Origin of the sequence: Paenibacillus sp. FSL W7-1332 (assembly GCF_037969785.1) — a bacterium.
Classification (GTDB): Bacteria; Bacillota; Bacilli; order Paenibacillales; family Paenibacillaceae; genus Paenibacillus_AQ.
Map to the genome: position 1 here is coordinate 890,398 of NZ_CP150209.1, position 12,555 is coordinate 902,952.

The following is a 12,555-nucleotide window of genomic DNA, read 5'->3' on the forward strand; positions in this document are numbered from 1 at the left end:
CTTTTTTATGAGCAGATCTGATGAATCATCTCTTCACTGCCGATATACAAGGGCTTTAGTCTACATGCACATCATGGCGCAGCGGCGATTCGGCATTAACCTGCTTATCAGGGCCTTTCTCTTTCGGAACCAGACGCTCGTCTGTCCTGCCTTGATGGTGGTTTTCAAAATCATACTCCGCCAGCCGCCACTCCGTGGAGCCCTTCTGGGGATCGAACGGGAATTCTTCGCCGCGTTTTAAATATTCCTCCCGTCCCCATTCATTTGTGTATGTCCCGTCTACTTCAACCTCTTCTCGCGAAATAGGGTGGAGATCCTTGTCTTTTCCGGACATGTCGCATGCTCCTCTCAGGCTTGATTTTAGAAATGATTCATATCGCATAAAGTAACCAGAAAGAGGAGGTACTATCCGCTGAAATTTGCAAGTAAGTCAGATTACGGTTTTGGGAAAGAACCGGATGCTCTAAGTGTAGGGATGGCCACAGGACGATCTGTCAGCTGCCTGACGGTGATGCAGCAGGTTTTGACTTTAAGTCATCAAGAATATAGCGCTCCAGCAGAGAGCGTGGGTTCTTCCAGCGGCTGACCTTGCTGTCGGCAGTAAATACGACGACCGTATCCAATTGGGGAAAAAGGTAGATTTGCTGCCCTCCATGGCCGTGTGCAAGCGCGAAGGGAGTCCCGTTCTGAATGCCGGTCCACCACTGAAATCCGTAATCCCCAAAGGCGGGATAGCCCTTGACCTGCGGAGCGAGGGCTTGCTTAAGCCATGATTCCGGGATGAGCGTGGTGCCTTGCCATCGTCCCCCATTCAGGCAGCAAAGACCGAACTTGGCCATGTCGCGGGAGGTGAGATAGAGGCCGACGTGACCCATGCTGTGGCCCTCGGGGCTTGGGGACCAGGCGGAATGGCGAATGCCGAGCGGCTCGAATAAATATTGTCTGGCATAGGCGTAAGCATCCATTCCCGTAGTCTCGCTAATGGCAACGGAGAGTAGGTGGGAATCCGTGCTCCGGTATTGAAAGAGGCCCATTTCCTGTTCCATGACAGGGAGGGATAGCGCGAAGCTCGTCCATTTCCGGTTGCGGTGGAATCGGTGAATGAGCGGTTCCCCCAGCTTTTTACCGGTTTGCCACGCAAAGCCCGAGGTCATCGTCAGCAGATGATGAAGGGATACCTTGTGTAAGAGCGGATGGGCTCGTTCGGGAATATATCGATGCAAAATATCCATGACAGAGGAATTCAGATCAGGTAATTCGCCGCGTGAGTGGGCGATGCCGCATAACGCTGACGTAAAGCTCTTGGTGGCGGACCTGAGATCGTTCAGCGAGGTAACGCCATGACCGTTGTAATAGCGTTCGTAGATAAGTTTGCCGGAATGCAGCAGGAGAAAGCTGCGCATTTTCGGATATTGTTTCTGAATGATCAGGTCGACCTGATCAAGCGAATTGAGGTGCAGCCCTGCCTCATGAGGCTCAGCGGCAGGAATAGGGGATCCTAAATCGACAGGGGAATGCAGGATAGACTGTGAGTTCGGCATGAACTGTAGACCTCCTTGAGTCTAGAATATGTTATGCGTATCTATTTGTGATATTCGCTGATTTCGAGATCGCGGGAGCTTCGTTTGAATGTATCTTAACCAATTATGGGGATAAAGGATGACCTGATGAAAAACATAGCGCTAAAAACATTTTTTGGGAAAGATGAAACAAACAGAAGAATATGATATAATATATTAATGATTCAGTTGCATGCTGTTAGGGTATGTATAGTGTCAGGTGCATTGGTAAGTTGCTGAATATCAACCTAATGGTCACCGTAAGAACTGCAATATGGCTTCAACTTAATGAGGTAGATCTTTTCGGCATTCTCTTTAAACGGAGTAATTTTATTCCACACGTTTTGGGAGGGATCCATCATGGCAACGAAAGGTCACAATGAGGTTAAGGAAAGTCTGCGGGAAATGACACGAATTTTCCGGCCTAAAGATCCGAAAAAATTTGTAAAGGAGTATGTCCGGAAGTACCATATTATGGGGGGCTATGAAGAAGAGCTTACACTTGTTGTTGAGCATGAACTTGGCAAGCTGAATTCCTCCGTTTCGTAACCTGTAATAGCACCTGGTCTATAGAAATAACCAACACGCATCGCATCTTCACCTTGTTAATGACTAATGATATGAACCAATTTAGAGTTTATGGTTAAACCGTTTTTGGGGCGAATGTCCCGAAAGCGGTTTTTTTGCGTTTGCCAGTCCCCGTTATGTGAACAGACTCATCTCCTCGGAAAGTCTATTTCCTGGGGGAATTTTGCATCTGTCCCTACATATATTGTTAGCAATCGATCCGATAAGGATATAAGGGAGTGGACAGATGTGAGGACACAGCTCAGACGGAAGGAAGAAATCGGATATATCCGCGAGGCGGGACGTATATTGGCTGCGTGTCACCGTGAAATAGCGAAAGTCATCAAACCGGGAATCACAACGAGCGAGATCGATGCCAGGGTCGAGAGATTTTTGGAGAAGAATGGGGCTTTGCCCGAGCAAAAAGGATATAAAGGATTTCCATACGCCACTTGTGCATCGGTCAATGATGTGGTGTGTCATGGATTCCCCGATCAGCGGCCGCTGCAATCCGGGGATGTTGTGACCATTGATATGGTGGTGAATAAGAACGGGTGGCTGGCGGATTCCGGCTGGACCTATGCGGTAGATCGGGTTTCAAGGGAAGTAAACCAGCTGGTGCAGCACACCCATGAAGCGCTGTTTAAAGGGATTGAGGCCGCTCGGCACGGCGCAACCTTGGGCGACGTAGGTTATGCCATTGAGCAGGTTGCCGAAAGGGAAGGCTACGGGATCGTCAAATCGCTTGTCGGTCATGGCATCGGCCGCGCGATCCACGAGCCGCCCGATGTCCCGAACTATGGCATTCCAGGAAGGGGACTTAAACTCAAAGAAGGAATGGTCATTACCATCGAACCCGTTTTCACCCTGGGCCCCTCGGGTGCCGTGTTCTGGGGGGATGACGGCTGGACCATTTCCAGTGCGGACGGATCGGTGGGCGTCCAGTATGAGCATACGATTGCTATTACTCGTGGAGAAGCTGTTATCCTGACGGATTAAGATGCCGAAAAATATACCATAATAATAGGAGGCTTTCTTCGTGAGGCATCAGGGCTTTTCGAAGGAGACCTCCTTATATCATGGGTGCCAGATAAATGGGGGACGGCTGCATATAGATTCAAAAAGGCGGAAATGACTGTATATATAGCTATGAAGGCTGTCGCTGACAGGGTGTGAAGAATGTCGAATGATGGGTCGCGGGACGGTGGATACGCTTTGAAAGCGATTGCAAAATCAGTAATGGCGCGACTTTGACGACTTTTCGAACAATTTGTGAACTCCCTGTGAATGATTGACAAAAGCAACCCATGAACTTATATTTAATAAGTGATTGCTTTAATTGACAGGATTACTTCATCCGTGATTGTGCAGGTAGATTACCGCTGTTTGCGCCGGATGGTAGTCTACGAAAATCGGAAAAGTGGGGTAGATCAATGATGAAACGGTGGCAGGCTGTAAAGCGTCTTCTTCCTTTGATGGCCATGTTTGCTTTGGTGTTATCCGGCTGCGGCCGAGAGGATTTGTCGGTCTTAAGACCACAAGGTCCGGTAGCACAAGGTCAACTGGATTTAATTAAGCTCTCCATTTCGATTATGATCGTCGTAATGGTTGTGGTATTTGGAATCGCCGCATACGTGCTTGTTAAATTCCGTCGAAAGAAGGGACAAGATGAAATTCCTGAGCAAGTAGAAGGTAACCATAAGTTGGAGATTATTTGGACGGCGATTCCGCTGCTCTTGGTACTCGTGCTTGCAGTTCCTACTATTCAAAAGGTATTTGCTTACGGAGAGAACGACTGGAACAATCCAGATGCAGTTAAGGTGGAAGTTACTTCTCATCAGTTCTGGTGGGAGTTTAATTATCCAGACTACGGCGTAAGAACCGCTCAAGAGCTGGTTATTCCTGTAGGCAAGAAAATTGCTTTCCAATTAAAAACGAATGATGTGCTTCACTCCTTCTGGGTACCATCGCTCGGCGGCAAGATGGATACAAACACAGAAGGCAGCGTTAACTACATGACTCTGGTTGCTGACAAAGCAGATACATACATTGGTAAATGCGCAGAGTTGTGCGGTCCTTCTCACGGCTTCATGGAATTCCGGGTGAAAGCGGTTGACGATGCGGCATTTGACAAATGGGTAGCGGCATTTAAAGAACCTGCTGTGCTTCCTGCGGATGCGGCACTCGCCGAGAAATTCAAGACCAACTGCCTTTCTTGCCACGCTGTAGGCGACCAAGGCGGAGCGATGGGTCCTAACCTGACCGGCATTGGATCACGTGAGACGATTGCGAGTATCTTGCTGAACGACATAAGCGGCAAACCAGGCACGAAGCCTACGAAAGACAACCTGGTGGAATGGCTGATGGAGCCTCAGGCTGTAAAACCTGGCAACACGATGCCTAATCCGAAGGATCTCGGCTTCAGTGACGAAGAAATCGAGCAGATTGCCGATTACTTGGCCAATTATAAGTTGGATTATTAATACAGCAGCAAGAACTTTAAAAGGGGGTACAAACCTTGGCTCACGCTCATGCTCAAAGCCATAGCGTCAAGCGCTACACGGGGTTAATGGATTGGCTTACAACCGTTGACCACAAGAAAATCGGGATATTATACCTGATAGCGGGCGGCTTCTTCTTCGGGATTGGCGGTATTGAAGCGATTCTGATTCGCTTGCAGCTGATCAAGCCGATGAACGATCTGGTATCGGCTCAAGTATTTAACGAATTGATTACAATGCACGGAACGACGATGATTTTCCTTGGTGTTATGCCAGTTATCTTCGCCTTGATGAACGCGGTTATTCCGCTTCAGATCGGTGCACGTGACGTCGCATTTCCATTTTTGAACTCGCTTGGATTTTGGACGTTTTTGTTCGGTGGACTTTTGCTCAATCTTAGCTGGATTATGGGCGGCGCGCCTGATGCGGGCTGGACATCCTATACACCGCTTTCCACAAATGACTACTCGTCCACGCACGGTGTAGACTTTTATACCATAGGTCTTCAGATTGCGGGTCTGGGTACGTTGATCGGTGGTATCAACTTCCTGGCTACCATCATAACGATGCGTGCACCTGGAATGTCCTTCATGAGAATGCCAATGTTTACATGGACGGCTTTCATCACATCGGCCATGATCCTGTTCGCATTCCCTGCCATTACGGTAGGTCTCGTATTGCTTAGCTTTGACCGTTTGCTCGGTGCCAATTTCTTTGATGTTGCGGCTGGCGGTAGCTCCGTATTGTGGCAGCATATTTTCTGGATCTTTGGTCACCCTGAAGTCTACATTCTGATTTTGCCGGCATTCGGTATTATTTCAGAAGTTATTCCGACATTCTCTCGTAAACGTTTGTTCGGATACAGCTCCATGGTATTTGCAACCATCCTGATCGCCTTCTTGGGCTTCATGGTTTGGGCTCACCATATGTTTACGACAGGTCTTGGTCCTGTAGCGAATGCGCTCTTCTCCATCGCAACGATGCTGATCGCCGTTCCTACCGGTATCAAAATCTTTAACTGGCTCTTTACGATGTGGGGCGGTCAAATCCGCTTTACCAGTGCAAACCTGTTCGCGATCGGTTTCGTACCGACGTTCGTTATGGGTGGAGTTACCGGCGTCATGCTGGCATCTGCTCCGGCAGACTTTCAGTTCCATGATACGTATTTCGTTGTAGCTCACTTCCACTACGTTATCGTTGGTGGTCTGGTATTCGGTTTGTTTGCCGGACTCCACTACTGGTGGCCAAAAATGTTCGGCCGGGTATTGAACGAAACGCTTGGCAAATGGACGTTCTGGTTGTTCGCAATCGGCTTCCATTTGACATTCTTCGTACAGCATTTCCTTGGATTGCTGGGTATGCAGCGGCGGATTGTCTCTTATCTGCCGAATCAGAATTTTGACGAGCTTAACTTTATCAGTACCATCGGCGCAATCTTGATGGGGATCGGCGTCCTGGCCTTCTTGGCAAACGTTGTGATCACTTCGAGAAAACCGGTTGGTGCTCCGGCCGATCCATGGGAAGATGGCCGTACGCTCGAGTGGAGTATTCCTTCTCCACCTCCAGAGTACAACTTTAAGCAAATTCCGCTTGTTCGCGGCATTGACGCTTATTGGAAAGAGAAGATGGCAGGCAATAAAGAGATGACACCATCCGAACCGGTTGGTCCAATCCACATGCCTTCGCCAAGCATCCTTCCGTTTGTGATGTCACTGGGTCTGTTTATCGCGGGTCTTGGTTTCATGTTTAGCACGGAGGACTTCTCCAATTCGTTCATGAGCTTAATCTTCAATAAATATATCGTTCTGATTGTTGGTCTTCTGATTACGTTCGCGGCAATGATCGCTCGTTCCCTGTACGATGATCATGGATATCACATCGAAGTTGAAGAACTGGAAGGGGAGGGTAAAGCATGAGTCACGCTGAACATGTAAACGGCGAACTTCCTCACGAGCCGGAGAAGGCAACACTCGAAGGCCGTAATAAGGTTCTTGGTTTCTGGCTCTTCCTCGGTGGAGAGGCCGTGCTCTTCGGTACGTTGTTTGCAACGTTCCTGGCGCTTCGCGGACAGAACAACGAAGGCCCAACCGCAGCTGAGCTGTTCTCTCTGCCGATTACGGCAGCGGCAACGTTGATATTGCTTGTCAGTTCCTTGACCAGTGTGTTCGCTATTCAGGCGCTCCACCGTCACAATATCGAGAAGCTGAAGTTGTGGCTGATCGTAACCGTTGTTCTGGGTCTTGGGTTCCTTGGCCTTGAAATTTATGAGTTCTATGAATATGTTGTGCATGAATCGTTTAACATGAAGACGAGTGCATTCTCGTCTGCATTCTATACGCTGGTTGGCTTCCACGGTGCCCACGTTGCGTTTGGGGTTGTGTGGATCAGCCTGTTGATCGCTCAGCTGTACAGAAAAGGGTTAACCGTAGTTACAGCACCTAAGGTATATGTTTCTGCCATGTACTGGCACTTTATCGACGTTGTATGGGTGTTCATCTTCTCGGTCGTATACCTTCTTGGAAAGGTGGGCTAAGGAATGACTGCGAATCAACAATCTAATGAGGGGCCTACAGTAAAACACCGCCATCGTGTGGAAGGCCCTGAGAAACACATTGTTGTCTTTATTTTCTCGATCGTCCTGACTGCGATTGCTTTTGCGGCTGTCGCAGCCGGTGGCATCAACACAGCATTTACGATCATCATTTTGCTGGTTATGGCTGTGTTGCAGGTGTTCGTGCAAATGGGTTACTGGATGCACTTGAAGGACAAAGGGCATCTAATGCCAATCCTGTTTATGATTGGCGGCTTCTTCGTAGCTAGTACCTGTATTGTCATGGCACTGTTCTGGGTTTGGTGGTAAAATGAAAAAGAGGTGGGCTCTTCAGCCCCCTCTTTTTTTAAATCGTAGGAAGGTGTCACAATTTCGACAGAATTTAACCCGTTTAGGGGAGGTTTTTGCATGCTGGGCTTAGAATATTTTAGTTTTGCAGATAAATGGAGTCCCTTGTTCCTGGCATTTATGCTGCTCGTGACAGCAGGCTACTTCCTGTTGACCGGACCGCTGAGCAGTAGATTCGAAGGGAGCGCTCCGGTTTCCGCAGGAAGGAAAGCGCTGTTTGTAGGCGGTATGCTTACGTTCTATCTTGCGCAGGGTGGACCTATTGAACTGCTGGGACATATGATGTTCTCGTTTCATATGGTCAGTATGGCCATGTCCTATTTAATGGCGATGCCGCTCTTGATTCTGGGTATTCCTGTCTGGATGTGGCGTGCCTTCGATAAGGTCAACCCGTTTAAGAAGCTCGGTTTTCTTGCGCGTCCGATCGTTGCCGCGGTTCTGTTTAACGGTTTGTTTTCTTTTTATCACGTCCCGGTTATCCATGACTTTGTCATGTTGAACTTCTGGGTGCACCGCTTGTACTATTTGATTCTGTTCATCGCCTCACTGTTGATGTGGTGGGCTATCATTAACCCGATTCCGGAGAAGGACAAGTCCTCAGGTCTTTTGAAAATGGGATACATTTTTCTCAACATGGTATTGTTAACTCCGGCGTGTGCGCTCATTATATTCTCGAGCGAGCCCATGTACGCAACGTACAGCGATCCGGTGGTATGGGCAAAGGCGATGGGATACTGCGTAGCTGGCGATACCTCGGCATTGCTTAGCCAATTTGGCGGACCTGAGTTCTTCGGTTATCTGGAGCCTGCGATTGACCAGCGAGTAGGCGGGATCATCATGAAGTTTTTCCAAGAGATTATTTTTGCCTCGATGCTAGCCTATGTGTTCTTTCATTGGTACAAACGAGAAAATCAGGAAGACGATCCTTTGCCTAGCGAGATTCCTCCCGGCAAGCTCAATCAGGCGTAAGGGGATTATTGAAGGGGGATCCATATGGATTGGTTTTTTATATTTCCCACGGTCAGTACAACGTTTATTGTCATCAGCGCCGTGTTGGTAGCGATTGGCTGGGGTCTTATCATTAAGGGGAAGCGCGAAGCCCACAAAAAGGTAATGATCTGGGCGGCCGTCGCAGCCGTCATCTTCTTTATCATCTATTCCTCGCGCACCGTATTCATCGGGAACACGTCATGGGGTGGACCTGATGATCTGCAACCGTATTATCAGGTATTCCTGGTCTTCCACATTGTCCTGGCTACCGTCGCAGCGGTATTCGGGATCACGACATTGACCCTCGGCTTCAAGGAGAAGTATTCCAAGCACCGCAAATGGGGCAGAGTCACGTCGATCATCTGGTTCTTTACCGCCATTACCGGCGTAGCCGTGTATACCTTGCTGTACCTGTTATATCCGGGCGGGCATACCCAGCCTGTATGGAAAGTGATATTTGGAATGTAAACGTGGGAGAACACCCGTCAGAGGAATCTGGCGGGTGTTTTTTGTTTGCGCGGGGAGGCTCATTCAAGAGAATTGTGGGTATGGTGAGGGGGAGTGTATCCGCTCCGGTCGCTGTTGAAACCAGGAAACTGGGATTAGACGAGATGGATGTTTCCCGGTTTCAAAGGCGAACGCCAGGTCTCCTCCGCGGCTACACTCCCCTTGTGCAGGAAGCTCTTGAATGAGCCGCCATGGGGTAGTGACACCCGTCAGGAAGCCTCGGACAGGTGTTTAGAGAGTGTGAGGGCAGGGGAGTGTATCCGCTCCGGTCGCTGTTGAAACCAGGAAACTGGGATTAGATGAGATGGACGTTTCCCGGTTTCAAAGGCGAACGCCAGGTCTCCTCCGCGGCTACACTCCCCTTGTGCAGGAAGCTCTTGAATGAGCCGCCATGGGGTAGTGACACCCGTCAGGAAGCCTCGGACAGGTGTTTAGAGAGTGAGAGGGCAGGGAGGGGGAGTGTATCCGCTCCGGTCGCTGTTGAAACCAGGAAACTGGGATTAGACGAGATTGATGTTTCCCGGTTTCAAAGGCGAACGCCAGGTCTCCTCCGCGGCTACACTCCCCTTGTGCAGGGAAGCTCTTGAATGAGCCGCCATGGGGTAGTGACACCCGTCAGGAAGCCTCGGACAGGTGTTTAGAGAGTGAGAGGGCAGGGAGGGGGAGTGTATCCGCTCCGGTCGCTGTTGAAACCAGGAAACTGGGATTAGACGAGATGGATGTTTCCCGGTTTCAAAGGCGAACGCCAGGTCTCCTCCACGGCTACACTCCCCTGGTACAGGGAAGCTCTTGAATGAGCCGCCATGGGGAAGTGATACCCGTCAGGAAGCCTCGGACAGGTGTTTAGAGAGTGTGAGGGAAGGGGAGTGTATCCGCTCCGGTCGCTGTTGAAACCAGGAAACTGGGATTAGCCGAGGTGGATGTTTCCCGGTTTCAAAGGCGAACGCCAGGTCTCCTCCGCGGCTACACTCCCCTGGTACAGGGAAGCTCTTGAATGAGCCGCCATGGGGGAGTGACATCCGTCAGGAAGCCTCGGACAGGTGTTTAGAGAGTGTGAGGGCAGGGTGGGGGAGTGTATCCGCTCCGGTCGCTGTTGAAACCAGGAAACTGGGATTAGATGAGATGGACGTTTCCCGGTTTCAAAGGCGAACGCCAGGTCTCCTCCACGGCTACACTCCCCTGGTACAGGGAAGCTCTTGAATGAGCCGCCATGGGAAGTGGACACCCGACAGGCATCTCTGCCGGTTTTTTTTACAACTTCTATTGACACTGTTTATATACACACTATATACTGTGTATAAAGATATACACAGTGAGCACAGTAATCACACTAAGCACAGTGAAACTTAACTGCGATGATAACGAAATGAATATATGAAGACATGAAAGGGTGAGCTGCATTGCAACAAGTTCTCCATAATGCGATGAAGATCGTTAAGAAAGACTTCGCTAGCGACAAGCTGCAAATTGTATGGAACATAATGTTTATGGTGTATATGGGGTTTGCCACCAGCGTTATCATTGACAACCAGTTTGAACATTTGGATGAGTACATCAATCCACTGATTGACTTTCTATTGGTATTCTACGCTCCGTTGCTGGGATTCCTTTTTAGCAGGAGGTCCTTCCGGTATCTGAACGAGGATTCATACACCCGGATGCTGTATTTTTACCGGAGTCTACCGGTACCTGCCTCGGCCATCTTCGTAAGCCGGATCATAAACTCGCTGATCGCTTTCATCATAAACGGCATCGTATTATTTGGAGTCATTTATGCGATAGGCAATCATATTAGAACCGCGATGGATATCCCTAGTTATATTGCATTTATACTGACCTGGATGGGCATCGGATTTTTAATAACAGGACCCTATATTTACTGGGAGAATATGTGCAGCGGTAAGAAGTACTTCGGGATTACCCTTCTGGTGATGGTGATCACCTCCGGAACGGCCGTTATGCTTAGCTTGCTGGGTTACAGCGTTTTCGAGTTCGTTGTGAGAGCCTCCATCAAATGGGGCCTGCTATCTCCGGTCATGTGGGGATCGCTGATGGTTGGACTGGCATCTATGCTCCTTATAAGCAAAATAACCTACATTCGGCAGCAGACCAGGGACTTATCATGAAGGATATGAAGATGAATCCGTATGGAATCGCAATAGCACGGGTTTATGCACAGGAGAAAAGCGAGGTGATAAAAGGTGCGAATTCCGATTCAGATCAATGAAAATAGCGCAGAGCCTTTATATCACCAGATTGAAACACAGCTGCGCTCACTCATTATTAGCGGTCAGATTGAGGAGGGAACGTTATTGCCGTCCATTAGGGAATTTGCCGGGAATCTGAACTGTAGTGTCATTACGGTACGCAGGGTGTATCAGGATCTTGAGAATGAAGGGCTGCTGCGAACGAGACAAGGTACGGGAACCTTTGTGGCCGGCGTCGGGGATCAGGCCCGTGAACAGTATAAACGCGATGCGGTTATTGAGGCGTTAAGAATAGCAGTCGAAAAAGGGCTTGCCGTTCAGTTTAACGAGGATGAATTGAAGGAACTGTTCATGGAAGTGATTCGGGAAGTACTCGATGCAAAAGGAGGTCGTTAACACGTCATGGAACCACATATCATTGAATTTCGTAATGTCATTAAACGACGGAGAACGAAAACCATCGGCCCGATCGAATTGTCGATTCCTCAAGGATATATTGTTGCCCTGGTGGGGCCTAACGGCTCGGGAAAAAGCACGCTGCTGAACATGATGATGCAGACCGTGTTTCCGGACGAAGGGGAGATCACCTGGTTCGGCGAGTCTTACCGGGGAGAGCTTCCGGTCTCGATCCGTAAACAAATGGGATTCGTTCCTGAACAGTTGAGTGTAGAGGAGCAGCATTTGACGGTAGATGAAGCGGCCAGCTTTCGCGCATCCTGGTATGACACTTGGGACGGTTATTTTTTCGATGAGCTGCTATCCCGGTTTGATGTCCCGCGAGGCGTAAAACTGCGCAAGATGTCCAAAGGGGAACGACGCAAGTTCGAGATCGCCGCTGCACTTGCACCAAGGCCCAAGTTCTTGCTGCTGGATGAACCTTCTTCCGGTCTCGATCCTTTCGCTTGGAAGCTGATGATCGACCAGCTGCACAAAGTAATGAAGTCCATGGATACAACGATCGTGCTCTCAACCCATGTTGTGGATGAAATCCGGCGGCTGGCGGATTACGTCATTCTCATTCATCATGGGAAGCTGCTGGGCATGGTGGAGAAGGACTCGCTGCTGGATAACTGGAAGGAGTGCTGGATACAAGGGGATGCCTCCATTGTGGAGGAGCTGCCGGGTATTCTGAGTTACAAACAAGAGACAGCAACAACGATTTCTTTTATAACCACGGAATGCTTGGAAGTGGAGAAGATCCTGCAGTCTGCAGGCATACCGTTTATTCAGACCCGTTCCCTGGAGCTGGATGAAGTGCTTCGATTATGGATTGACGGAAACATTCCTGCCAACGTGCAGAACTAGGATAGAGAGGGGTTTTACGA

Annotated in this window: 13 protein-coding genes; 11 read left to right on the forward strand and 2 right to left on the reverse strand. The window is 49.3% G+C overall.

Annotation, left to right across the window (positions count from 1 at the left end):
• Positions 1-55: 55 nt before the first annotated feature.
• Both MKX98_RS03835 and MKX98_RS03840 read right to left on the reverse strand, forming a co-directional pair.
• Positions 56-334, reverse strand: a complete 279-nt coding sequence (locus MKX98_RS03835) for a transposase (RefSeq protein ID WP_194540809.1) — start codon at positions 332-334, stop codon at positions 56-58.
• A 160-nt stretch (positions 335-494) separates the two neighbouring features.
• The gene (locus MKX98_RS03840; RefSeq protein WP_339221498.1) at positions 495-1,541 is read right to left on the reverse strand and encodes a serine hydrolase; all 1,047 of its coding nucleotides are present in this window, start codon (positions 1,539-1,541) and stop codon (positions 495-497) included.
• 378 nt (positions 1,542-1,919) lie between these two features.
• On the opposite strand from MKX98_RS03840, the gene MKX98_RS03845 reads away from it, so the two are divergent.
• From MKX98_RS03845 to MKX98_RS03895, 11 genes are all read left to right on the forward strand, one after another.
• Positions 1,920-2,108 (forward strand): hypothetical protein, encoded by a 189-nt coding sequence (locus MKX98_RS03845; protein WP_006208082.1) that lies wholly within the window; start codon positions 1,920-1,922, stop codon positions 2,106-2,108.
• 267 nt (positions 2,109-2,375) lie between these two features.
• Positions 2,376-3,125, forward strand: coding sequence for a type I methionyl aminopeptidase (map, locus tag MKX98_RS03850; protein ID WP_339221499.1), 750 nt, complete (start codon positions 2,376-2,378; stop codon positions 3,123-3,125).
• Between the two features lie 434 nt (positions 3,126-3,559).
• Positions 3,560-4,609 (forward strand): cytochrome c oxidase subunit II, encoded by a 1,050-nt coding sequence (gene coxB / locus MKX98_RS03855; RefSeq protein ID WP_100540082.1) that lies wholly within the window; start codon positions 3,560-3,562, stop codon positions 4,607-4,609.
• 35 nt (positions 4,610-4,644) lie between these two features.
• On the forward strand, positions 4,645-6,543 hold the full coding sequence (gene ctaD, locus MKX98_RS03860) for a cytochrome c oxidase subunit I (protein WP_194540812.1): 1,899 nt from the start codon (positions 4,645-4,647) through the stop codon (positions 6,541-6,543).
• Positions 6,540-7,160, forward strand: coding sequence for a cytochrome (ubi)quinol oxidase subunit III (locus MKX98_RS03865; protein ID WP_009590523.1), 621 nt, complete (start codon positions 6,540-6,542; stop codon positions 7,158-7,160). Before ctaD ends, MKX98_RS03865 begins: the two co-directional genes overlap by 4 nt.
• 3 nt (positions 7,161-7,163) lie before the next feature.
• Complete coding sequence (locus MKX98_RS03870; RefSeq protein WP_071222061.1) at positions 7,164-7,487, forward strand: cytochrome C oxidase subunit IV family protein; 324 nt, start codon at positions 7,164-7,166, stop codon at positions 7,485-7,487.
• Between the two features lie 99 nt (positions 7,488-7,586).
• Positions 7,587-8,495, forward strand: a complete 909-nt coding sequence (gene ctaG, locus MKX98_RS03875) for a cytochrome c oxidase assembly factor CtaG (RefSeq protein ID WP_339221501.1) — start codon at positions 7,587-7,589, stop codon at positions 8,493-8,495.
• Positions 8,496-8,519: 24 nt separating this feature from the next.
• Positions 8,520-8,984, forward strand: coding sequence for a DUF420 domain-containing protein (locus MKX98_RS03880; RefSeq protein WP_098741840.1), 465 nt, complete (start codon positions 8,520-8,522; stop codon positions 8,982-8,984).
• Between the two features lie 1,463 nt (positions 8,985-10,447).
• Positions 10,448-11,149 carry a hypothetical protein gene (locus MKX98_RS03885; RefSeq protein WP_233354739.1) on the forward strand — a complete coding sequence of 234 codons (702 nt, stop codon included), beginning with the start codon at positions 10,448-10,450 and terminating at the stop codon, positions 11,147-11,149.
• A gap of 75 nt (positions 11,150-11,224) precedes the next feature.
• Positions 11,225-11,626, forward strand: coding sequence for a GntR family transcriptional regulator (locus tag MKX98_RS03890; RefSeq protein WP_194540815.1), 402 nt, complete (start codon positions 11,225-11,227; stop codon positions 11,624-11,626).
• A gap of 6 nt (positions 11,627-11,632) precedes the next feature.
• A complete protein-coding gene (locus MKX98_RS03895; RefSeq protein ID WP_194540816.1) occupies positions 11,633-12,535 on the forward strand; it encodes an ABC transporter ATP-binding protein in 903 nt (300 codons plus the stop codon).
• Positions 12,536-12,555: the final 20 nt, after the last annotated feature.